The organism is Candidatus Pelagibacter sp. Uisw_090, assembly GCF_047717845.1.
Classification (GTDB): Bacteria; Pseudomonadota; Alphaproteobacteria; order Pelagibacterales; family Pelagibacteraceae; genus Pelagibacter.
Window position 1 is genome coordinate 1,026,887 of sequence record NZ_CP159810.1, and the last position, 22,071, is coordinate 1,048,957.

Annotated in this window: 22 protein-coding genes and 1 pseudogene; 16 read left to right on the top strand and 7 right to left on the bottom strand. The window is 29.8% G+C overall.

Annotation, left to right across the window (positions count from 1 at the left end; genetic code table 11):
• Positions 1-141: 141 nt before the first annotated feature.
• Positions 142-804, bottom strand: coding sequence for a hypothetical protein (locus tag ABXT58_RS05615; protein WP_415303693.1), 663 nt, complete (start codon positions 802-804; stop codon positions 142-144).
• Entirely contained in the window at positions 804-1,748 is a 945-nt protein-coding gene (locus ABXT58_RS05620; protein WP_415303694.1) for a mitochondrial fission ELM1 family protein, read from the bottom strand. Before ABXT58_RS05620 ends, ABXT58_RS05615 begins: the two co-directional genes overlap by 1 nt.
• 21 nt (positions 1,749-1,769) lie before the next feature.
• On the opposite strand from ABXT58_RS05620, the gene trxB reads away from it, so the two are divergent.
• Positions 1,770-2,714 carry a thioredoxin-disulfide reductase gene (gene trxB, locus ABXT58_RS05625; protein ID WP_415303695.1) on the top strand — a complete coding sequence of 315 codons (945 nt, stop codon included), beginning with the start codon at positions 1,770-1,772 and terminating at the stop codon, positions 2,712-2,714.
• Position 2,715: 1 nt separating this feature from the next.
• Here the strand turns inward: trxB and ABXT58_RS05630 are convergent, their stop codons facing one another.
• Positions 2,716-3,054 (bottom strand): winged helix-turn-helix transcriptional regulator, encoded by a 339-nt coding sequence (locus ABXT58_RS05630; RefSeq protein ID WP_415303696.1) that lies wholly within the window; start codon positions 3,052-3,054, stop codon positions 2,716-2,718.
• A gap of 145 nt (positions 3,055-3,199) precedes the next feature.
• On the opposite strand from ABXT58_RS05630, the gene ABXT58_RS05635 reads away from it, so the two are divergent.
• Positions 3,200-4,219: an NAD-dependent epimerase/dehydratase family protein gene (locus ABXT58_RS05635; RefSeq protein WP_415303697.1), complete on the top strand. Its 1,020-nt coding sequence runs from the start codon at positions 3,200-3,202 to the stop codon at positions 4,217-4,219.
• 5 nt (positions 4,220-4,224) lie between these two features.
• On the opposite strand, the gene ABXT58_RS05640 is transcribed toward ABXT58_RS05635, so the two are convergent.
• Both ABXT58_RS05640 and ABXT58_RS05645 read right to left on the bottom strand, forming a co-directional pair.
• A complete protein-coding gene (locus tag ABXT58_RS05640) occupies positions 4,225-4,878 on the bottom strand; it encodes an NAD(P)H-binding protein (RefSeq protein ID WP_415303698.1) in 654 nt (217 codons plus the stop codon).
• Positions 4,878-5,327, bottom strand: a complete 450-nt coding sequence (locus ABXT58_RS05645) for a YtoQ family protein (protein ID WP_271483063.1) — start codon at positions 5,325-5,327, stop codon at positions 4,878-4,880. Before ABXT58_RS05645 ends, ABXT58_RS05640 begins: the two co-directional genes overlap by 1 nt.
• Before the next feature lie 103 nt (positions 5,328-5,430).
• Between ABXT58_RS05645 and ABXT58_RS05650 the strand changes: the two genes are divergently transcribed.
• Positions 5,431-7,200 (top strand): ABCB family ABC transporter ATP-binding protein/permease, encoded by a 1,770-nt coding sequence (locus ABXT58_RS05650; protein ID WP_415303699.1) that lies wholly within the window; start codon positions 5,431-5,433, stop codon positions 7,198-7,200.
• Here the strand turns inward: ABXT58_RS05650 and ABXT58_RS05655 are convergent.
• The gene (locus ABXT58_RS05655; protein WP_415303700.1) at positions 7,193-8,392 is read right to left on the bottom strand and encodes a pyridoxal phosphate-dependent aminotransferase; all 1,200 of its coding nucleotides are present in this window, start codon (positions 8,390-8,392) and stop codon (positions 7,193-7,195) included. The two genes, ABXT58_RS05650 and ABXT58_RS05655, sit on opposite strands and share 8 nt — an antisense overlap.
• 35 nt (positions 8,393-8,427) lie before the next feature.
• Between ABXT58_RS05655 and uvrB the strand changes: the two genes are divergently transcribed.
• The 5 genes and pseudogenes from uvrB (at position 8,428) to pgsA (ending at position 14,163) form a co-directional block, all read left to right on the top strand.
• On the top strand, positions 8,428-10,599 hold the full coding sequence (uvrB, locus tag ABXT58_RS05660) for an excinuclease ABC subunit UvrB (RefSeq protein ID WP_415278012.1): 2,172 nt from the start codon (positions 8,428-8,430) through the stop codon (positions 10,597-10,599).
• Positions 10,581-11,333 (top strand): SDR family oxidoreductase, encoded by a 753-nt coding sequence (locus ABXT58_RS05665; protein WP_415303701.1) that lies wholly within the window; start codon positions 10,581-10,583, stop codon positions 11,331-11,333. The genes uvrB and ABXT58_RS05665 overlap by 19 nt, the downstream gene beginning before the upstream one ends.
• The gene (locus ABXT58_RS05670; RefSeq protein ID WP_271492313.1) at positions 11,330-11,755 is read left to right on the top strand and encodes a dihydroneopterin aldolase; all 426 of its coding nucleotides are present in this window, start codon (positions 11,330-11,332) and stop codon (positions 11,753-11,755) included. The genes ABXT58_RS05665 and ABXT58_RS05670 overlap by 4 nt, the downstream gene beginning before the upstream one ends.
• A pseudogene (gene uvrC, locus ABXT58_RS05675) lies at positions 11,742-13,576 on the top strand (excinuclease ABC subunit UvrC). Before ABXT58_RS05670 ends, uvrC begins: the two are co-directional and overlap by 14 nt.
• A 2-nt stretch (positions 13,577-13,578) precedes the next feature.
• Positions 13,579-14,163 carry a CDP-diacylglycerol--glycerol-3-phosphate 3-phosphatidyltransferase gene (gene pgsA / locus ABXT58_RS05680; protein WP_415303702.1) on the top strand — a complete coding sequence of 195 codons (585 nt, stop codon included), beginning with the start codon at positions 13,579-13,581 and terminating at the stop codon, positions 14,161-14,163.
• A gap of 5 nt (positions 14,164-14,168) precedes the next feature.
• Here the strand turns inward: pgsA and ABXT58_RS05685 are convergent, their stop codons facing one another.
• On the bottom strand, positions 14,169-15,041 hold the full coding sequence (locus tag ABXT58_RS05685) for a branched-chain amino acid aminotransferase (protein WP_415303703.1): 873 nt from the start codon (positions 15,039-15,041) through the stop codon (positions 14,169-14,171).
• Between the two features lie 70 nt (positions 15,042-15,111).
• Here ABXT58_RS05685 and ABXT58_RS05690 point away from each other — a divergent pair, with 70 nt between their 5' ends.
• The 8 genes from ABXT58_RS05690 to ABXT58_RS05725 all read left to right on the top strand — a co-directional run bounded on the left by ABXT58_RS05690 (position 15,112) and on the right by ABXT58_RS05725 (position 22,044).
• Positions 15,112-15,549 (top strand): MarR family winged helix-turn-helix transcriptional regulator, encoded by a 438-nt coding sequence (locus ABXT58_RS05690; RefSeq protein ID WP_415303704.1) that lies wholly within the window; start codon positions 15,112-15,114, stop codon positions 15,547-15,549.
• Positions 15,542-16,219 (top strand): response regulator, encoded by a 678-nt coding sequence (locus ABXT58_RS05695; protein WP_415303705.1) that lies wholly within the window; start codon positions 15,542-15,544, stop codon positions 16,217-16,219. The genes ABXT58_RS05690 and ABXT58_RS05695 overlap by 8 nt, the downstream gene beginning before the upstream one ends.
• Positions 16,200-17,519 carry an ATP-binding protein gene (locus ABXT58_RS05700; protein WP_415303706.1) on the top strand — a complete coding sequence of 440 codons (1,320 nt, stop codon included), beginning with the start codon at positions 16,200-16,202 and terminating at the stop codon, positions 17,517-17,519. Before ABXT58_RS05695 ends, ABXT58_RS05700 begins: the two co-directional genes overlap by 20 nt.
• Before the next feature lie 276 nt (positions 17,520-17,795).
• Positions 17,796-18,569 carry a prolipoprotein diacylglyceryl transferase gene (lgt, locus tag ABXT58_RS05705; protein ID WP_415303707.1) on the top strand — a complete coding sequence of 258 codons (774 nt, stop codon included), beginning with the start codon at positions 17,796-17,798 and terminating at the stop codon, positions 18,567-18,569.
• Positions 18,559-19,605: an SAM-dependent methyltransferase gene (locus tag ABXT58_RS05710; protein ID WP_415303708.1), complete on the top strand. Its 1,047-nt coding sequence runs from the start codon at positions 18,559-18,561 to the stop codon at positions 19,603-19,605. The genes lgt and ABXT58_RS05710 overlap by 11 nt, the downstream gene beginning before the upstream one ends.
• A gap of 37 nt (positions 19,606-19,642) precedes the next feature.
• Positions 19,643-20,365 (top strand): peptidoglycan editing factor PgeF, encoded by a 723-nt coding sequence (pgeF, locus tag ABXT58_RS05715; RefSeq protein ID WP_415304922.1) that lies wholly within the window; start codon positions 19,643-19,645, stop codon positions 20,363-20,365.
• A 9-nt stretch (positions 20,366-20,374) separates the two neighbouring features.
• Positions 20,375-21,307, top strand: a complete 933-nt coding sequence (locus tag ABXT58_RS05720; protein WP_415303709.1) for a ribose-phosphate pyrophosphokinase — start codon at positions 20,375-20,377, stop codon at positions 21,305-21,307.
• 44 nt (positions 21,308-21,351) lie between these two features.
• Positions 21,352-22,044, top strand: a complete 693-nt coding sequence (locus ABXT58_RS05725; RefSeq protein ID WP_415303710.1) for a 50S ribosomal protein L25/general stress protein Ctc — start codon at positions 21,352-21,354, stop codon at positions 22,042-22,044.
• Positions 22,045-22,071 lie beyond the last annotated feature (27 nt).

Sequence of the window (22,071 nt, forward strand, 5' to 3'; positions counted from 1 at the left end):
AATGATGAGCTATTCTAATAAAGTTGTTTTCTAAAAAATTATTGCCTAAGTAATGAAGTGTAAAATTATCTGGCAGTATCTAAAAAAACTAAGTGTACGCCCTATCGATGGTGATAGATACAAGTCTCTACAAATTTAATACTACTTAACTTTCCAATCCGTCGGAAAAGAGACGTAATTAACTTGTAAACAGCGTCTTTCTTTAACTATTTTCTTTTTTTCCATACCATGCCAAGTGTTTGGGCCACTTGTAAACATATATCCGTAGTTATTTTTGTAAGGAACTGTTTTAACCTTTTCTAATTTTTCATTATAAAAATCTGTTCCAAGCTCTTCAGATTCATTAGAATTATTTACAAATATTAACCCTGACATCAGTTTTTCTTTAATATCACAATGAGGCTTTAACCAAAACCCCTCCCTATCACAAATAACCTCAACTCTAACATAAGAGTTCGATAAATCTCTATCGATCATTTTTGAAATAGTTCCATGAACTTCCTTGGATTGAAGTTCTTTAATAAATTCTACCAGGTTTGGAAATTGTTTTTCATTTTCATTTGTTACAAAGCATCTAAATTTTATAGCCTCTCCGCCTGATGCTATTCCCTCTCTAAACTCTGCAGCACCACCATCAATTGCTCTGGTTCCATCATAATTAAGATTGTGCTTACTTACATCTGGAATATCAGCTTTAATAATTTCCTCAATGGCCCCATCTGATAGAGCATTATTGTATTCCCAGTGATCAAAAGGAAATTCATATTTTTTTGTCTGATTTTTAATTGAATTTAAGAATGACATTAAGAATTAATTTTTTGTTTAATAATATTTGCTACTCTATTAGTTTCATCAAGTTTTGGATAGGACCAATTTTCAACCACTTCTCCTAAATTTCTAGTTATATTTAATTCTCTAAATAAATTTCTAAATCTTTGAAATCTTTTGTCATTTTTTTTAGGCAAAATACTAGCTATATAGATTGGTTTACCAGTCAAGGCTGCTTCTGAAATCATAGAACTAGAGTCACATGTAACTATAATATTTTCAGAAATTGCTAGGGCTGATAGATAAGCTTTTTTATCAACATCCATTATTATTGTGTGATTTTCACCAAAAAATTCTTTTGCATAATGAATAGTATTTATTGGTGTTCTCATTGAGGGAATTACCACAAGTTGAAAGTCATGTTTTTTTAACAATTTATATAATGCTGTAAAAATATGTTTCATATTTTTAGTTGAATAATCATAATACTTGGTGGGACCACCCATTATTAAGGTCCAAATTTTTCTTTCGTCTTTTTTAATAAATGAATTTAGATAATCTTTATTTTCACTTATCTCATTTTCTGTAAGATAATGAATCGCTCCTTTTGTAGTAATGACATTCGACCCTTCTATTGCGTCATGTTCTGGAGCTACAATAAAATCAAAATGAGTTAAATCTACTTTTGGATCTTGAATATGGATATTAAATACTTTTTTATTTGATGTTTTTTTTAAATGAATTGATGGAATAACACTTTTTCGTCCGCAGGAGATAATCACATCAAAATCATCATGATCAATTTTTTTAAACACGATCTGTGAAACAGGGCTAAGATTTGGTGGAATTAATTTCCATAAATGATTTAGTTCAACCTTGTGGTGTGTAAAATCTATATCTAAAGCTTTAGCTAAACCCTCTACTTGACTAATCATGCCATGCATACCCTCAGTCAATAATATCCCTTTTAATTTTGTCATTTATCCTTATATAACTTCTGCATGAGTGAAAATCCAACAAAACACACAAAAGTGTTAATAATAGGGTCAGGTCCGGCTGGCTATACAGCTGCTGTGTATGCTGCTCGAGCAATGCTAAGCCCTGTTTTAGTATACGGCTCTGAACCAGGTGGACAATTAACTACAACAACAGACGTGGAAAATTACCCGGGTTTTTCAGATGTAATTCAAGGTCCATGGTTAATGGATCAAATGCGAGACCAAGCAAAAGCAGTTGGTACAGAAATGATTGAAGATCATATCGGATCAGTAAATTTAAAATCTACACCCTTTGAAGCAGTTGGTGATAGTGGACAAAAATATACTGCAGATAGCATAATTATTTCTACAGGTGCTCAGGCAAGATGGTTAAATATAGAATCAGAACAAGCATATAGAGGCTTTGGTGTTTCAGCGTGTGCAACATGTGATGGTTTTTTCTTTAAAGAAAAAGTTGTGGCAGTTGTTGGTGGTGGAAATGCAGCAGTAGAAGAGGCAATGTTTCTTACAAAATTTGCATCGAAGGTAAAATTAATTCATAGACGAGATACTTTAAGAGCAGAAAAATTACTTCAGAAGAAATTAATGGAAAATAAAAAAATTGAAATAATTTGGGATAGTGCTGTTGAAGAAGTTATTGGTGATAGTGAACCTAAAAATGTTACAGCGATTAAAGTTAAAAATTTAAAAACTAATAAAATTGAAGAAATGAAAATAGATGGCTTATTCATTGCAATTGGTCATGATCCAGCAACGGCTCTTTTTAAAGGTCAATTAGATATGGATAAAGAAGGTTATTTATTAACTAAACCAGATTTAACAGAAACTAATATCCCTGGTGTTTATGCTGCAGGTGACGTTAAAGACAAGACTTTCAGACAAGCAGTTACAGCTGCTGGTATGGGCTGTATGGCTGCACTTGAAGCTGAAAAATTCTTATCTCACTAACTTAAATATTTACTATTTTAGAAATTTCTTTTTTCCTACCTAAGCTCCATTTTTTTAAAGCAGATATTATTGGTATTGCTGAATTTCCAAATTCACTTAATTTATATTCTACGTTTTGAGATTTATTAATAATTTTAACAACCAAACCATCTTTTCTCATTTCATCAAGTTTTCTTGCCAAAACTTGGGAACTGATATTAGTTACTATTTTTTTAAGCTCATTAAATCTTATTTTCTTATTTTCATAGATTCTTGCAATAATAAAAATTTTCCATTTTCCTCCTAATAATTCCATAACGTTTGAAAAAGGACATGATTGTTTTTGATTAATTTTTTCCATATCTCTTTTTTAAACTAATAACAAAAAATGACCAGTCATGATTTAAGTAACTTTGAAGTGACTAGTAAGTTTATAATTAGTTGATAAAAGATTATTTATGTCCATATGTATCAAAACAAAAATTTAATTAAAAAGGAACAACAAAATGACAAATAAAGTATTATTAACTGGAATAAGCGGCTGGATTGCAAAACATATAGCAATTGAATTATTAAATTCTGGATATGAAGTTTTAGGAACTGTTAGAAGCCAAAACTCATTAGATAAAACAAAGAAAACTCTAAGCGAATATGTTTCAACAGATAAATTATCATTTGTTGAATTGGACTTATTAAAAGATGATGGTTGGGTTGAGGCTGCTAAAGATTGTAAATATATTATACATACTGCGTCTCCCTACCCTATGAAAAGTTCAAGAAATAGAGAAGCTTTAGTTCCAGCTGCTAAAGGTGGGGCGTTAAGAGTTTTAAATGCTGGTATAGAAGCTAATGTTGAAAAAATAATTCTTACTTCATCAATAGTAGCTATGTTTAAAAAACCTAACAGAACAAACCCATATAATTTTGGGGAAAGTGATTGGTCAGATACTGATTGGAGTGGATCAAATGACTACACTACATCAAAGACAAAAGCTGAACAAGCTGCATGGGAATTAATGGAAAGCAAAGGGTTAAAAGACAAATTAACTGTAATTAATCCAGGAGGAGTTTTTGGTGATGCTTTAGATAAAAAAACAAATACCTCAACTAGTTATGTTGAACTTTTCCTTAAAGGAAAATATCCTATGGCTCCAAATTTTGGAATATTAATTTCTGATGTTAAAGATGTAGCAAGAGCGCATGTTTTATCTATAAAAAATCCTAAGGTTAATGGAAGACGTTTAATTATTGGTTCAGAAGTAAAAAAAATGCTCGAAGTTTCTAAAATTATGGCTGAAGCATTTCCAAAGTATGCAAAAAAACTTCCAAAAAAGGAAATGCCAAATTTTATGGTTAAATTGATCGGTTACTTAGATTCTTCTGTAAAGATTATGTTGCCTGATCTTGGCATTTTAATGCAGACTAATACTTCATATTCTGAAGATTTATTGGGTATGAAATTTAAACCTGCAAAAGATAGCATTATAGATGCTGGGAACTCAGTAATTAGACTTGGATTAGTTTAAAAATACTAACTACTTATTTCTGATATCTCGTTAGACTCAAAAATAGTTTGCTGAATATCATTTTGAATAACAGCTATCATTGCTCTTGCAACTGTTTCGGAATGAATAGGTTTCATTTTCTTTAAAGGACCTAAAAGTAATGGAGAAAGTAACTTAAATACAAAAATACCTATTGTTTCACTTGCTCTCTTTTCTTTTCTATTACCTATTAAAAAAGATGGTCTCATTATTCCAAGTTTTGGAAAATTAAGTTCTTTTAATTCTTCTTCAACCAGTCCTTTGAATCTTACATAGTCTCCCGAACTCTTGGGGTTTGCATATAATGCAGAGACAAAAATAAATGAGTTAACCAAATTTGATTTTGCAATTTTTGCAACTTCTTTAGGAATATCAAGTTCAACTCTTTTATATTCATCTTTATCAGGTGAATTTTTTTTTGTTGTACCAATACAAACGAAACAATCATCTCCTTTGATATCTTCTTTGTTATTTTTTAAATTACTAAAATCAGTCTTAATAATCTCTACTTTTGGATCACTAATTTCAGGAACTGAACGAACAAATAATTTTATTTTAGAATAATTAATATCCTTAATTAATTGATTAAGAAGATGCCCTCCAACTAAGCCGGATGAGCCAAATAACAAAGCAGTTTTCATTACTTTAAGGAACCTTCCAATATATATTTCAATATACGAAAAGCTTGTTTTTGATCTGAAGCAACAGCAGCAGCAGAGCCATCCACTTCTTTAAGAGCATGTTGATGATCATCGTTATGAATAACAATCATAGATTTATTAAGTGCCGTAGCATATCCCGCATCAAATGCTGCATTCCATTGCTTAAATTTCTCACCAAACTTAACAATAATTACATCACAATCTTGAATAGATTTTTTGGTTCGAATGGAATTAATATTAGCGCCTTTTCTATCTTTCCAAAAATTTTTTTCTTCAGCACCTAAGATTTCTACACCACAATTGTCAGATGCCTCATGATCAGTGATGGGAGATGTGAATTTAACATCTAACTTCTCCTTTTCACAAAGTTGAATAATTTCCTCTCGCCAATTACTGTGAATTTCACCTGCTAAATATACACTTAACATTTATGTCTCCTTATTGCTTTTTTAGTTTAAATATCATTTTTTAATTCATTATAAAGTCTAATTTGCTTGTAACAAATTTTTACTAATCAGTTATATCTAGATTGTGAAAAAGGGTAAATACATTAAGACTTTTAAACTGTTGCTTCCTTATTTGTGGCCTAAAAAAAGAAAAGATTTAAGGATACGAGTTAGTTTTGCAGTTGTTGCTTTAGTTTTAGCAAAAATAGCAAGTGTTAGCACTCCTTTAGTATTGGGTAGTGCGGTAAACTCTCTGACAGAATTAAGTTCAGGCATTAATTTATTTATGCTGGTACCAATAGCTTTAGTAGTTGGCTATGGTGTTACAAGAGTTATTGCTTTCACATTTGTTGAAATTAGAGACGCCTTATTTTCAAAAGTTTCCCAGCATTCTATTAGACAAATATCTTTGACAATGTTTCAACATCTTCACAATCTGTCTTTACAATTTCATTTAAATAGACAAACGGGTGCACTAGCAAAATATATAGACAGAGGAACTAAAGGAATAGATTTTCTCCTAAGATATGTCTTGTTTAATATTGCTCCTACTTTCTTTGAAGTGTTCTTAGTTTCTGGGATTTTATTTTATCTATATGGCCCATGGTATGCTGTTGTAACACTTGTAACTATTGGCCTTTATTCTTTCTTAACTTTTAAGATTACTGAATGGAGAAATATATTTAGAAAAAGAATGAACCAAGCTGATAACGATGTTAGCACTAAGATGATTGATAGTTTATTGAACTTTGAGACAGTTAAATATTTTAACAATGAAGCCTTTGAAGCTAATAGACTTGATCAATCATTAGAAGAATATGAGTTAGCAGCAAATCAAAGTAGACATTCTCTTTCACTATTAAACATAGCCCAAACATTTATCATAATGGTGGGTATTACTATTATGTTGGTGATGTCAGTTTATGGGATCAAAAGTGGAGAGATTAATATTGGTGGGTTTGTTGTAATTAATGCCTACATGCTCCAATTATATCAGCCATTGAATTGGTTGGGTTCTGTTTATAGAGAAATTAGGCAAGCACTGACTGATATGGAAAACATGTTTAGCTTATTAGAGGTTGCCCCAACAACAAATGATGATCTTGAGGATATACCTCAAAGTAACGATGCAGAAATTAGATTTGAAAACATTAGTTTTGATTACGATATAAGAAGAACTATCATTAAAAATATTTCATTTACTGTTCCTAATGGAAAAAAAGTAGCCATCGTAGGACCAACTGGTGCTGGTAAATCAACAATAAGTAGACTGTTATTCAAGTTTTATGATCCAAAAGAGGGAAATATTTTTATTAACAATACAAATGTAAATAAAATTTCTCAAAACTCTTTAAGAAAAATTATTGGTGTAGTTCCACAAGACACTGTCTTATTTAATGACACAATTTATTATAATATAGCTTATGGTAATACTGGTGCTACTAAAGAAGAGGTTATTAGTGCTGCCCAAAATGCAGATATACATGATTTTATAACTATTTTACCAGATGGTTATGAAACAATTGTAGGAGAAAGAGGGTTGAAATTATCTGGTGGTGAGAAACAGAGAGTTGCTATTGCAAGAACTATTCTAAAAAATCCTAAAATATTTTTCTTTGATGAAGCAACATCTGCATTAGATACTAGTACAGAAAAAGAAATTCAAAAAAATCTAGAAAATGTCTCTAAAGGTAAAACAACTTTAATAATTGCTCACCGACTATCTACAGCTGCAAATGCTGATAATATTATTGTTCTTGATCAGGGTTCTATTATCGAACAAGGGACGCATGAGAGTTTATTGTTAAAAAAAGGTAAATATTTTGAGATGTGGGGAAAGCAAAAACCTAGCTAAGACTTTTGCAAAAAGAAGATATTTTTTCTAAAGCTTTTTTAAGATTTTCCATAGAAGTTGCATAAGATATTCTAAAAAAACCTTCTAAACCAAAAGCAGAGCCCTGAACAACTGCTACACCACTATTTTCTAATAAAGACTGAACAAAATCAGTATCTGTTTTAAGTTCTTTGCCACTTGTATCTTTTTTTCCAATTAACCCTTTGCAGCTTGGAAAAACATAAAATGCCCCATCTGGATTTAAACATTCAATTCCGTCTATTTCATTTAATGCTTTAACAACAAAGTTTCTTCTCTCTTGAAATGAAGTTGCTCTTTCTTTTATAAAATCTTGAGTTCCGTTTAAAGCCTCAACAGCTGCAGCTTGACTAATTGAAGATGGATTTGTTGTTGATTGCGATTGTATTTTAGCAATTGCTTTAATAATTTCTTTAGGACCAGCCGCATACCCTATTCTCCAGCCAGTCATTGAGTAAGCTTTACTTACACCGTTCATTGTAAGAACTCTTTCTTTCAAGCTATCAATTTGTGCAATAGTAAAAAATTTAAAACCTTCGTATGTTACGTGCTCATAAATATCATCACTTAAAATATGCACGTGAGGATGTTTTGTTAAAACATCTGCGATTTCTTTAATATCACCTTCAGTATAACAAGCACCTGTTGGATTTGATGGTGAATTTAATATTATCCACTTTGTTTTTGGTGTTATAGATTTTTCTAATTCAGCTGGATTAATTTTAAATCCTTGTTTTTCATTACACTCTAAAATAATTGGAGTTCCACCAGCTAATAAAACCATGTCAGGATAAGAAACCCAATAAGGCGCGGGAACTATAACCTCATCCCCTTCATTTAGGGTTGCCATCATGGCATTATAAATTACATGTTTTCCACCAGCACCAACTGTGATTTGATCAGTTGTGTAGTCTAAATTGTTTTCTCTTTTAAATTTTTTAACAATGGCATCTTTTAAGGCAGCGGTTCCATCAACGGCTGTATATTTGGTATCACCGTCATTAATGGCTTTTATAGCCGCTTGTTTGATATTATCTGGTGTATCAAAGTCAGGCTCACCTGCCCCAAGTCCTATTACATCTTTTCCAGCAGCTTTTAACTCTCTTGCCTTTTGAGTTACAGCAATAGTTGGCGATGGTTTAATCTTTTTTAGACTGTCTGATATAATGCTCATTGAAATATATTTTTATTCTAATAGTTTTATAGATAATGCAAAATACTTATCAAGATTTAATTACAGATATACAGAGTAAAAATCCTGAAATTCACCAGAAACTAGAAGGTGGAAAAAAATTTAAACTTGTTACAGATTTTAAACCTGCCGGTGATCAGCCAGAAGCAATAAAACAATTAGTTAAGGGTGCAAATAAAGAAGAATTAAACCAAGTTTTGCTTGGTGTAACAGGTTCTGGAAAAACTTTTACAATGGCCCAAGTAATTGAAAAAACTAATAGACCAGCTCTAATACTTGCTCCTAACAAAACACTAGCTGCACAGCTTTATGGAGAGATGAAATCTTTTTTTCCAGACAATGCCGTTGAGTATTTTGTATCTTATTATGATTACTATACACCTGAGGCCTATGTACCAAGGTCTGACACTTATATTGAAAAAGAAGCATCTATTAATGAACAAATTGATCGTATGCGTCACTCAGCTACTAGATCACTATTAGAGAGAGATGATGTAATTATTGTTGCAAGTGTTTCTTGTATCTATGGCCTGGGTTCTGTTGAGGCGTACAGTAAGATGACGTTGAGTTTAAAGAAAGATTATGAATACAGCAGAGAGCAACTAATAAAAACTTTAGTAAATTTACAATACAAAAGAAATGATCAGAGTTTTTATAGAGGAACTTTTAGAGCTCGAGGAGAATATCTCGAAATATTTCCCTCACACTTTGAAGATAGAGCATGGAGATTAAGTTTATTTGGTGATAAATTAGAAAAAATAGAAGAATTTGATCCCTTAACAGGAGATCTAATACAAGATTTAGATGTAATAAAAGTTTATGCTAATAGTCATTACATCACGCCCAAACCAACTATAGAGCAAGCAATCATTAAAATTAAAAGAGAATTAGAAGTAACTTTAAAAAAATTCAAAGAACAAAATAAATTGCTTGAAGCACAAAGATTAGAAGAAAGAGTTAAGTTTGATTTAGAAATGATAGAAGCAACAGGGTCTTGTGCTGGTATTGAAAACTATTCTCGTTTTTTATCTGGAAGAAAACCAGGAGAACCACCTCCCACTCTATTTGAATACTTTCCTGACAACACTCTTATTTTTGTAGATGAATGCCACGTAACAGTTCCTCAATTAAATGGTATGTACAAAGGAGATAGATCTAGAAAAAGTAATCTTGCCGAATATGGTTTTAGATTACCTTCTTGCATGGACAATAGACCTCTTAAATTTGAAGAATGGGATGCAATGAGAACCCAAACAGTGTTTGTATCAGCAACACCTGGTCCTTGGGAATTAGAACAAGTTAAGGGTAAATTTGTTGAACAAATAATAAGGCCTACTGGTCTAATTGATCCACCAGTTGAAATAAAACCTGCCAAAAATCAAGTTGATGACTTGATGCATGAGTGCAAAAAAACAATAGATAAAAATTTTAGAGTTTTGGTTACTACATTGACTAAGAAAATGGCTGAGGATTTAACAGAATATTTTCATGAAAATGGTATTAGAGTTAGATATTTGCACTCCGATATCGACACACTAGAGAGAATTGAAATCATGAGGGATTTAAGGCTTGGTGTTTTCGATGTCTTAGTCGGAATTAACCTTTTAAGAGAAGGACTCGATATTCCAGAATGTGCATTAGTTGGAATTTTAGATGCTGATAAAGAAGGATTTTTAAGATCCGAAACTTCTTTAGTTCAAACTATTGGAAGGGCTGCAAGAAACTTAGAAGGAAGAGTTATTCTTTATGCGGATAAAGAAACTAAAAGTATAAAAAAAGCTATACAGGAAACTGATAGAAGAAGAGCAATTCAAGTTGCCTATAATAAAAAGCACAATATTGATGCTGTTTCTATTAAGAAAGAAATCAGCGATGTGTTGCAGAACGTTTATGATAAGGATTATTTAAAAGTAGGTACTGGAGACAATATTGGTGGAAATCTAAAGAAACACTTAAAGATGCTCAACAAAAGAATGAAGGATGCTGCCACAAACCTTGAATTTGAAGAAGCTGGTAAAATTAGAGATGAAATAAGAAATTTAGAGGCATCAGAGTTAGAAATTGTTTTAAACCCAAAAATAAAACACTATAACCAAGAAAATAGAACATATCCAAAAGGTAGGTCAACAATGGGTTTACCTGGTACAAGAGCACAAAAAGGTAAGAAAAAATGGAAGCAAACAAAATAATTATCACTGGAGCAGCAACTAGAATGGGTGCTGCTATTGCCAAAAAACTTTCAGGTCCAGGAGTTGAAATGGTGATTCATTATAACAGCTCAAAAAAAGAAGCTGAAAAATTACAAAAAGAATTATTAAAAGATAAAACAAAAGTTTATTTGGTAAAAGGTGATCTTGCAAAAGAAAGAGATTTAAAAAAAATTATAAAATTCTCAAAATCAAAATTAAAATACTTTGATTGTTTAGTTAATAATGCTTCATTGTTTGAAAATGATAGTCTTAAAAATTTTTCTTCTAAAAGCTGGAACCAACATATTGATGTAAATTTGAAAGCACCCGCATATCTTACAAAAGAATTTTCAAAAAATGTTAAAGGTAAAAATAACAATATTATAAATATAATAGATCAAAGAGTTTTTAAGTTAACTCCCTTTTTCTTTTCTTACACTTTAAGTAAAACAGGGCTTTACACGCTAACAAAAACTAGTGCTATGGAATTAGCTCCAAATATAAGAGTTAATGGAATTGCACCTGGACCAACTATTAAAAATAAAAGACAAACTGACATGCATTTTAAAAAGCAGTACTCAGCAACCCCTTTAAAACAGCAGGTAAATGTAAAAGATATATGTTCTGCTGTTGACTTTTTTATCAAAAACAGTTCAATTACAGGTCAAGTAATAGCAATAGATAGTGGACAAAGTTTAAACTGGCAAACACCAGATGTAATTGGAAAAGAATGAAAAAAAATAATTTAAATATTGTCAAAATAGATAAAAATAAAAGTTTATTTAATTACGAAAAAAAAATTCTTATTAAAGAATTAACTCTAGATTTAAAGCTTGGTTATTATGATTTTGAAAAAGAAAAAACCCAGAAAGTAAAATTTAGTTTAGAGATTGATTATGAAGATAGAAAGCCAACAAATGACAAAGATATTAAATCAATTGTTAATTATGGTCAGGTTGTAAAATTGATTACAAAACTTGCAAAAAAGAAGCATTATAATTTTTTAGAAACACTTGCTGAAGATGTTTTTGATGTATTATTTAAAGATAAACGAATTGGAAAAATTATGCTTCAAATTGAAAAATTAGAAATTATAAAAGAATGTGCCTCTGTTGGTATCCAAATTACCAAAAAAAGAAGTCATGAAAAGCTCTGAATTAGGCAAAGACGTAATTAGAAAAGAGCTCCCATTAATTCCTAAAAGTCCTGGAGTTTATCGAATGCTTGATCATAAAGATGTGATTTTGTATGTAGGTAAAGCAAAAAACCTTCCTAATAGATTAAAAAGCTATGTAGCTGAAAAAAATCATATCATTAGAACAGCAAGGATGCTCTCCCAAACTTTTAAGTTAGAGATAACTACTACAGCTAATGAAAGTGAAGCACTTCTTTTAGAAGCTAATTTAATCAAAAAATATAAACCTAAATTCAATATATTGCTTAAAGATGACAAATCTTTTCCCTTTGTTTTCATCAGTAATAAAGACCAATGGGCACAAGTTACAAAACATAGGGGAAAAAAAGATAAAGAAGGATTTTACTTTGGACCGTTTGCTTCAGCAGGAACTGCAAATTGGACCATTAAAATGCTTCAAAAAATATTTCAAATTCGAGTTTGTGATGATAGCACTTTCAAGAATAGAACAAGACCCTGCATACTTTATCAAATAAAAGATGTTCTGGTCCTTGTGTCGATTATATTGATAAAGAAGATTATAAAAAATCAGTAGATCAGGCAATTCAGTTTGTATCAGGTAAATCAAGAGACATACAAAAAAACCTATCTAAACAAATGGAGGAAGCAAGCGAAAAGCTGGATTTTGAAAGAGCTTCTATTTTTAGAGATAGAATTAAATCCTTAAATATAATTCAATCGTCACAAAGAATTAATGAAGCCAATCTGGTTGATGCAGATGTAATTGCTGCCTATAAAGAGTCAGGCAAAACCTGTATTCAGGTATTTTTTTATAGGTCTAAACAAAATTGGGGCAATCAAGCTTATTTTCCAAAGCATGATCCTGATCAAGATATATCTGAAATAATGTCTTCCTTCTTGATGCAGTTTTATGAAAATAAGAATGTTCCAAAATTAATAATTATTAATACAGAAATTGAGGACAAGAAATTAATTGAAGAAACTTTAAGCAAAAAAGAAAGTAATACAATTTCTATTAATGTAGCAAAAAAAGGAACTAAAGCTAAAGTTATCGCTATGGCAGAAAAAAATGCCAAAGAGTCACTTAATAGAAAAATTTATGAAACAAATAATAATAAAAATTTATTTGATGGTGTCGCTAAAAAATTTGATCTTAAAAATAGCCTAAACTTAGTTGAGGTTTATGATAATAGCCATATCTCAGGAACCAATAGTGTGGGTGCCATGATTACTTTTGGAAATGAAGGGTTTGTTAAAAAAAGATATAGAAAATTCGATATTAAAACAAAAGGTGCCGAACAAGATGATTTTGCAATGTTAAAAGAAGTTCTTACAAGAAGATTTAAAAGAGCAATGTTAGAAAAGGGAAATTATTTAACACTCCCTGATTTGATATTAATTGATGGTGGTAAAGGTCAATATTCATCTGCCAAAGAAGTATTGGATGAATTTGGCTTACATGATCTTCCTATGATTGCTATTGCTAAAGGTAAATTAAGAAATAGTGGTGATGAAACTTTTTTCTATAAAGGAAATTTATTTAAATTTGATAAGAATGACCCTACCCTCTTCTTTATGCAGAGACTCCGTGATGAAGCGCATAGATTTGCTATCACCTCTCACAGAGCAAAAAGAGCAAAAGGAATTACAAAATCCTTATTAGATCAAATTGATGGTATTGGATTGATTAGAAAAAGAGCCCTATTGAACCATTTTGGCTCTGCTCGAGCAGTAGAATCTGCAAGTTTTGATGAAATTAAATCAGTTGAAGGTGTTGAGGAAAAAGTTGCAAAAAAGATATATAACTTTTTTCACGAATAATTATGCTTAAAAAAATTCCAAATATTTTAACAATTGGTAGGATAATAATTGTACCTTTTTTTGTTCTAGCATTTTATTTACCAGGCTTTTATGGTGACTTAACTGCATGTGTATTGTTTGTAGTTGCTTCATTTACTGATTTTTTGGATGGAATGTTGGCGAGAATGATGGGCGAAGAGTCTAAGTTAGGTGAATTACTTGACCCTATAGCAGATAAAATTATTGTTGCTACTGCACTTATATTGCTTGTTATGAGTGGAACAATTAAACATTATGAGGTTATTGCTGCAATTATAATACTTACAAGAGAAATACTAATTTCAGGATTAAGAGAGTTTTTGGCTAGAGGGCAAATTAAATTACCAGTAACTAATTTAGCAAAATTAAAAACTTTTTTACAAATGGTTGCCATAGCTCTTTTACTGACAGGTGAAACTGGTAATAAAATTTTAAATTTTCAAGATTATAATGCTCAAACTATTGGCATAATCCTGCTTTGGCTTTCAGCATTTTTAACTTTATATACTGGTTATGAATATTTAAGAAAAGGCATTGACCATGCAATATCTGAGGATAATAAAAAGTAAATAATCTATTTTTTTCTGACTAAAGTTTGATAACTTTTATTTAAATCAATTATAGTTTCACAAACTTTGAATTGATTATCTACAATACATGATACGGGTGTTACCTCTGCAGCTGACCCAGTTAAAAAACAACCAACAAAATCTCTTAACTCTTCTGGTTTAATTTTTCTCTCATTAATTTTAATTCCTTTAGATTTTGCAATCTCAATAACAGTTCTTCTTGTTATTCCATCTAAAAAACAATCTGGAATTGGAGTGTGTATCTCTCCATTTTTATCTTTAAAAAAAACATTTGCTCCAGTTGCTTCTGCAACATTTCCTTCATGATCCAGCATTAAAGAATCTGCATAACCTTGTTGTTCTGCCTCATGTTTTGACAATGTATTAATCATATATAGACCCGACGCTTTTGTATCCCACGGTATTGTATTCGGTGGTGGCTTTCTCCAATTAGATATATTTAATCTTATACCTTCCACTTTTAATTTTGGGTCAAAGTAGGATCCCCACTCCCAAGTTGCTATAGCTACATGGATTTTTGTTTGTTGTGCGGAAATTGCCATCATTTCACTGCCCCTCCAAACAGTTGGTCTTACATATCCATTTTCTACGTTTTGTACTAAAATAATTTTATTACATGCATCATTTATTTCTTTCTCAGTATAGGGAATTGTCATCCCCATTCTTTTTGCTGAATAAAAAAGTCTCGATGTATGCTCTTCTAATTTAAATATTGACTTCTCATAAACCCTTTCTCCTTCAAAAACGCAGCTAGCATAATGAAGTCCATGGTTTAAAACATGAATTTTAGCTTCAGCCCATTCAACAAGATCATTATTATACCAAATTTTACCAGATCTTTTATCGTAGGACATCATGTGTGAAATATTTTAATTTTTTATTAAAATTATCTTTGTATCTATAATATGTCAATATAACTTACCTGTAATGAAAGAACTTTTATATTTAGAGGATACTCAGCTAAAACAATTGATTGAAAAGCTATTTACAAGCTACAGAGAATCATTTGCAGATGCCAGGAAAACACTTGATAAATACTCCATTGGGATAGCACATCATAAAGTATTGCACATGCTTTCTATGTACAAAGGAATTACAATTTCAGAACTACTTAAAAAACTAAAAGTCACAAAACAAAGTTTAAACAGGGTGTTAAGAGACTTAATTAAACTTGAAATTATTTTTTTTGAAAAAGATCAACAAGATACAAGGGTTAAACATATTTTTTTAAATGATAAGGGAGAAAAAATTTTTGGAGAAATATTTTCATCTCAAAAAAAAAGAATTTACAATGCGCTTTTAAATTCAAGCTCAGATCAAGTTCTTAACTTCGACAATGTTTTAAAAAAAATAATCAATGAATGATTTTATAGCTCACATTTTAGTTGTAGATGATGATGATGGTATTAGATCTTTAGTTAAACAGTATCTCAATGAAAATAATTTTTTAGTTACCACTTCGAATAGTGCAGAAAATGCAGAAGAAAAAATTTCAATTATTAAATTTGATTTAATTGTGTTGGATGTAATGATGGCTGGAAAAAGTGGGTTAGAATTTATTAAAAATAATAAATCTACAATCGATACACCTATCATTCTTTTAACTGCAAAAGTAGAAACGGAAGATAGAGTTGGTGGATTAGAAATCGGGGCTGATGATTATTTACCTAAACCCTTTGAACCAAAAGAACTTGTTTTAAGAATAAAAAATATTCTCAATAAAACAAAAAAAATTGATCAAAAAAGAGTTGTAAAGTTTGATAATATTAAGATTGACCTGAATAAACTTTTAGTTTTTAAAAATGAAAATGAGTTCAAAATAAATAATACTGAAAAGATTATCTTGGAAAAAATGATCAATAACCCTGGTAAATCATTTTCAAGAGAAGATATTGGAAAACTGATTGATCTAGATAAAGAAAGATCTATAGATGTTATAATTACCAGGCTAAGAAAAAAAATTGAGACTGATCCTAAAAATCCCAAATATTTACAAACTTTAAGAGGTGTAGGCTATGTCTTATGGATTGAGTAAATTTATAAAAAATTTATTGCCCAGAAGGTTATTTTATAGGGCTTTATTAATTGTTGCAGTTCCTATTATTGTTTTACAACTAATTATAACAATAGTTTTTTTTGATAGTCTGTGGATTAAAACAAACAAAGGCATGACTCGTGCGCTAGTTGGTGAAATGAAAACTTTCATTACAGCTTACGACAATGGTAAATACAATAATAATGATTTATCTGGACTTTTTTCAATTTATTTAGACCTCAATGTCGAATACAAGGATGGCCAATTATTTGATAAATCATCAAATGAAAGATGGTTTAGCCCAATTGACAGGACTCTAAGGAGAGAATTAAAATCAAATATTGGTAATGGAAATTATTGGTTTGATACGACAAGCTATAAAGAGCTCCTACATATAAATATAAAACATAATAATGGTTATTTTGAATTTTTTATTCCGAAAGATAGAGTGGCAAGTACTTCTGCGAGAATGTTTGCACTATGGATAACCCTTCCAGCATTATTAATGATAACAATTGCAATAATATTTTTAAGAAACCAGACAAGGCCAATTGTTAATCTAGCAAAAGCAGCTGAAAGATTTGGCAGAGGTGAGAATATTGACGAATATAGACCCTCTGGCGCATTGGAGATACGACGAGCAGGCTTAGAATTTGACAAAATGAGAAAAAGAATAATGAGACATCTCAATCAAAGATCTGAAATGTTATCAGGAATAAGTCATGATCTAAGAACACCATTAACAAGACTAAAGCTTCAGCTGTCATTTATTAAAGATAAAGAATTATCTAAAAAAATGTCTTTAGATATAAATGAAATGGAAAAAATGCTTAATGAATATCTGAAATTTACTAGCTCCTCTTATTTAGAAAAAAATGAAACTTTTGATATTTCAGAACTAATAGACAGTACAATCAGTAAATATGACAATGATAATATTTCAAAAGAACTTATTCCCAGGGTTTATATGAATGGTAGAAAAAATTTAATACAAAGGTCCTTAAATAATATAATTGATAACTCTATTAAATATGCAGATCAAATAAAACTTAGTCTTTCTAAAAAAAATAACAATATAATAATTACTATTGACGATGATGGTCTTGGTATTCCTAAAAATGAATACCAGAATGTCTTTAAACCTTTTTATAAACTTGATAAAAGTAGAGGAGATTCAAAATCTAGTGTTGGCCTTGGATTATCCATCACATCAGATATCATCAAATCACATGGAGGAAATATTGTGTTAGAGAGATCTCCCCTTAATGGATTGAGAGTTAAGATTTTTTTACCTTTGTAGTTTTTTTTTAACTTATTTTTTTCTAATTTTTCTATTTTTTTTTCAAGATTTTCAACTCTTTTAATTAAAATATCAGTCTCTTCTTTGCTTGTTAATTTCATTTTAAAAACTATCTCATCTCTTTTTGATTTCAAAACATTTATTATCTCAGAACTTAAATCCTTATAAGAAATCAGTCCTTGTTCAAATAATTTTGCCAATTTATCAATTACAAATTTTGATTTTGTCATATATTCATTTATAAAATTAATATACTTTATACGCAGTTATTTAAAAATGTTTATTAATAATTTTGACCCAGTAGCTTTTCAAATTCTATCATTCGAAATTAGATGGTATTCATTGGCATATATTATCGGAATTATATTCGGATGGATATATTGTAAGAAAAAATTAATTAAAGACCAGCGTATATTAAGTCTATTTGATGACTTTATTACATATCTAATTTTAGGAGTAATTCTAGGTGGCAGACTTGGGTATGCACTATTTTATAATCTTAAATATTATTTAGAAAACCCACTTGAAATACTAATGGTATGGAATGGTGGAATGTCTTTTCACGGAGGCTTGATTGGAGTTATTGTCGCTTCTCAATTATTTTCAAGCAAGCATAAGGTTAATCAATTTATATTTTTAGATTTAGTGGCACTATCAGCGCCAATTGGAATTTTTTTTGGCAGAATTGCAAATTTTATAAATTCAGAGCTTATTGGAAGAGCAACCGACCTACCTTGGTCTGTGCAATTTATATTAATAGATAATACTAAAAGGCATCCCTCTCAGTTGTATGAAGCTTTTTTTGAAGGGATAATTTTATTTCTTTTGCTTGAATATTTCTTTAGAAAAAATTACTTAAAAAATCCAGGAAAGATATCTGCTTTATTTTTAATTTTTTATTCATTTTTTAGATTTCTTACAGAGTTTTTTAGATCACCTGACCCTCAAATTGGCTATTTAATTTTAAACTTAACACAGGGTCAATTGCTAAGTATTATTTTCTTAATGGCTGGCACACTCTTATATTATTTAAAAACTAATGAAAAATAAAAACAATAGATTATTTACCTTAGATAAATTTATAGAGGAATCTCTCTATAATAAAAAACATGGCTACTACATGAAAAAAAATCCCTTTGGTGAGGGGGGTGATTTTATAACAGCACCTAGCATATCAATATTATTTTCTGAAATGATTGCTATCTGGATAATTTCATTTTGGGAAAAGTTAGATTGTCCTAAACAATTTAATTTGATTGAATTAGGAGCTGGTAACGGTGAAATGATGAGGGTATTAGTTAACACATTCAATAAATTTCCTCAGTTTAAGAATTCTTGTAAAATCAATATATTAGAAAAAAGTGAATTACTTAAACAAACACAAAAAATTAATATTAAAGATGCAAAGATTAAATGGTTAAATAATTTGAATGAGTTAAATAATTTTCCATGTATTTTTATTGCAAATGAATTCTTTGATGCCTTACCCATTAAACAGTTCTTAAAAAAAGAAAAAAAATGGTACGAAAGACATGTAAATTTTTCCAATGATAAAAAATTAAATTATTTAGATATTCCATTTGATATGCAAAAATTTGAAAAAAAAATTAAATTTAAAATTTCCTATAAGCAAACGTTTATTGAATACTCTCCACTCACTATAAAATATTTAAAAATTATAATTAATAAAATCAAACTTAATAATGGTGGAATTTTAATAATAGATTATGCGTATCTTGAGAAAGAAATGAAAAATACTCTTCAAGCAGTTTCTAAACATAAATACTGCAATGTTCTAAAAAGTTTTAGAAATTCAGATATAACTTATAATTTAAGCTTTAATTTAATTAATAATATTATTAAAAAATTTGGCTCCTATACATCTCTATCTACTACTCAAGAAAAATTCTTAACAAAAATTGGCATACTGGATAGAGCTGAAATATTATCTAAAAATATGCCATTTAGTGAGAAAGCTGATATTTATTTTAGAATTAAAAGATTAATTGATGAAAGCCAGATGGGTCATTTATTTAAAGTAATGTTTATAACAAATCATAAAAATAAATTTAAGTTAGGATTTTAAACTGATCAAATCAAAAAAATTATCTAGATTTAAAAGCATAGAGCACGCTTTTTTTAATCGATTAGGTGGAAAATCTACCGGTATATTTAAAAGTTTGAACTGTGGACCAGGTTCTTCTGATAAAAATAAAAATATACAGAAAAATCTTAAAATCGTAGGCAATAAAATTAAAACTAAACGCAAAAAAATAATTTTATTAAACCAAGTTCATGGTAATAAATTTCACTATATAAGCACAAATTCAAAGCTTAAGAATAAATTTGAGGGAGATGCTTTAGTCACTGATAGGAAAAATACACCAATAGCTGTTTTAACGGCTGATTGTGCTCCAATATTAGTCTACGATGATAGTAAAGAAATGATAGCAGCTATCCATGCGGGCTGGAAAGGCGCCTACAAAAGCATTGTAAAAAAGGTTGTTAAATTTATGATTAAAAAAGGTTGTTCCCCACAAAATATTACCGCTGCTATAGGCCCATGTATTTCAAGTAATAATTACGAGGTTAGAGAAGATTTTATAAAAAAATTTATTAAAAAAGATAAAAAAAATATAATATTTTTTAAAAAAGCTAAGCATAAAAATTACTTTAACTTAAATAAATATATTCATTTTCAACTAAAGAGCTTAAGTATTAAGAAAATTGATATTATTGATAAAGATACATTTATTAGAAAAAACAATTTGTTCAGTGCAAGAAGATCTATTAGTCGCAATGAGAATGATTATGGTAGAAATATTTCAATAATTATGATTAATTAACAATATTTCATGAAATTATTAACTGGAAACAGCAATAAACCTTTAAGCAAAAATATTGCTAAATATTTAAAAACTAAACTTGTAAATTCTAGCATTAAAAATTTTTCTGATGGAGAGATCTATATAGAGATTAATGAAAATATTAGAGGTAATAGTATTTTTATAATTCAATCAATCTCTTCTCCTGCAAATGATAATTTAATGGAATTACTTCTCTGCATTGATGCGTTAAAAAGATCTTCAGCTAAAAATATTACTGCCGTTATTCCTTATTTTGGTTATGCTAGACAAGACCGAAAAGTGGTACCCAGAACTTCTATATCAGCAAAACTTGTTTCTAATCTAATTACTAAAGCTGGCGCCGACAGAGTTGTTACTGTTGACTTGCACGCAGGTCAAATTCAAGGATTTTTTGACATTCCTGTAGACAACTTGTTTGCTACTCCTATTTTTGCAAGACATGCTAAGAAAAATATTAAAGGTAAAAATATAATTTGTGTAGCACCTGATGTTGGTGGAACTGAAAGAGCAAGAGCTCTTGGTAAGATTTTAGATGTCGAGCTTGCAATCGTCGATAAAAGAAGACCTAAACCAGGTCAATCAAAAGTTATGAACGTTATAGGAAATGTAAAGGGTAAAACTTGCATTATAGTTGATGATATAATCGATTCTGGTGGAACCATAATTAATGCTGCTAAGGCTCTAAAAGATAGAGGTGCAAAAGAAGTTTATGTTTATATAACCCATGGAGTTCTAAGTGGAGAAGCCATAGATAAAATTAAGAAATCGGTTATAAAAAAATTGGTTATAACCGATACAATTGACAACCAGGATAAAATTAAGAAAGCTAAAAATATAGAAGTTTTACCTATTTCAACCCTTATGGGGGAGGCAATTAAAAGAATTTCCAATTCAACTTCAGTATCTGATTTATTTAAATAATTATCTTGAGTTATTGAAGAACTTGAGCTAGAAAACCTTCTTTTATGAATTCACTTGAAGCAAATACTAGAAATACTCAATCAAAAGGAGATGTTAGATCTCTAAGACTAGCTGGTAATATTCCGGGTATAATTTATGGTGGAACAGAAGAAAATCAAAAAGTTACTGTTTTAAAAAAAACTCTTAAAACCTTAATTGCAAAAGAAAACTTTTTATCTAATATTATAACTCTTAACTTGGATGGTAAGCCTCAAAATGTTTTACCAAGAGAAATCACATATAATGTAATCTCTGATGAGCCAACTCATATTGACTTTCTTAGAGTCGTTCCTGGTGTAAAAATTAGAATAGAAGTCCCTGTACAATTCATTAATCATGAAACGTCTCCAGGCTTAAAAAGAGGAGGAGTATTAAATATAGTTAGAAGAAAAATTGAATTAAAATGCCCTAGTGAAAAAATTCCTGAAGCAATTATAATCGACCTTGAAGGAATTGAAATTGGAGAAAGTTTTAAAATATCTTCAGTTAAACTAGAAGATGGTGTTACACCAACAATTATTGGAAGAGATTTTGTAATTGCAACATTGGCAGCTCCTACTGTTATGAAAGAGCCAGAAAAACCAGCTGAAGCAGAAGCAACAGATGAAGCAGCTGCAGATGGCAAAGATGCTGCTCCAGTGACTGATGGAGATAAAAAAGAAGGTGAAGACAAAAAAGCTCCTGAAGAAAAAAAATAATAAATTTATTATAGTGAAAATTCCTAG

Coding starts and splice junctions, on each gene's coding strand:
- ABXT58_RS05615 (WP_415303693.1), bottom strand. CDS start 804: ATGTCATTCTTAAATTCAATTAAAAATCAGACAAAAAAATATGAATTT.
- ABXT58_RS05620 (WP_415303694.1), bottom strand. CDS start 1,748: ATGACAAAATTAAAAGGGATATTATTGACTGAGGGTATGCATGGCATG.
- trxB (WP_415303695.1), top strand. CDS start 1,770: ATGAGTGAAAATCCAACAAAACACACAAAAGTGTTAATAATAGGGTCA.
- ABXT58_RS05630 (WP_415303696.1), bottom strand. CDS start 3,054: ATGGAAAAAATTAATCAAAAACAATCATGTCCTTTTTCAAACGTTATG.
- ABXT58_RS05635 (WP_415303697.1), top strand. CDS start 3,200: ATGACAAATAAAGTATTATTAACTGGAATAAGCGGCTGGATTGCAAAA.
- ABXT58_RS05640 (WP_415303698.1), bottom strand. CDS start 4,878: ATGAAAACTGCTTTGTTATTTGGCTCATCCGGCTTAGTTGGAGGGCAT.
- ABXT58_RS05645 (WP_271483063.1), bottom strand. CDS start 5,327: ATGTTAAGTGTATATTTAGCAGGTGAAATTCACAGTAATTGGCGAGAG.
- ABXT58_RS05655 (WP_415303700.1), bottom strand. CDS start 8,392: ATGAGCATTATATCAGACAGTCTAAAAAAGATTAAACCATCGCCAACT.
- uvrB (WP_415278012.1), top strand. CDS start 8,428: ATGCAAAATACTTATCAAGATTTAATTACAGATATACAGAGTAAAAAT.
- ABXT58_RS05665 (WP_415303701.1), top strand. CDS start 10,581: ATGGAAGCAAACAAAATAATTATCACTGGAGCAGCAACTAGAATGGGT.
- ABXT58_RS05670 (WP_271492313.1), top strand. CDS start 11,330: ATGAAAAAAAATAATTTAAATATTGTCAAAATAGATAAAAATAAAAGT.
- pgsA (WP_415303702.1), top strand. CDS start 13,579: ATGCTTAAAAAAATTCCAAATATTTTAACAATTGGTAGGATAATAATT.
- ABXT58_RS05685 (WP_415303703.1), bottom strand. CDS start 15,041: ATGATGTCCTACGATAAAAGATCTGGTAAAATTTGGTATAATAATGAT.
- ABXT58_RS05690 (WP_415303704.1), top strand. CDS start 15,112: ATGAAAGAACTTTTATATTTAGAGGATACTCAGCTAAAACAATTGATT.
- ABXT58_RS05695 (WP_415303705.1), top strand. CDS start 15,542: ATGAATGATTTTATAGCTCACATTTTAGTTGTAGATGATGATGATGGT.
- ABXT58_RS05700 (WP_415303706.1), top strand. CDS start 16,200: ATGTCTTATGGATTGAGTAAATTTATAAAAAATTTATTGCCCAGAAGG.
- lgt (WP_415303707.1), top strand. CDS start 17,796: ATGTTTATTAATAATTTTGACCCAGTAGCTTTTCAAATTCTATCATTC.
- ABXT58_RS05710 (WP_415303708.1), top strand. CDS start 18,559: ATGAAAAATAAAAACAATAGATTATTTACCTTAGATAAATTTATAGAG.
- ABXT58_RS05720 (WP_415303709.1), top strand. CDS start 20,375: ATGAAATTATTAACTGGAAACAGCAATAAACCTTTAAGCAAAAATATT.
- ABXT58_RS05725 (WP_415303710.1), top strand. CDS start 21,352: ATGAATTCACTTGAAGCAAATACTAGAAATACTCAATCAAAAGGAGAT.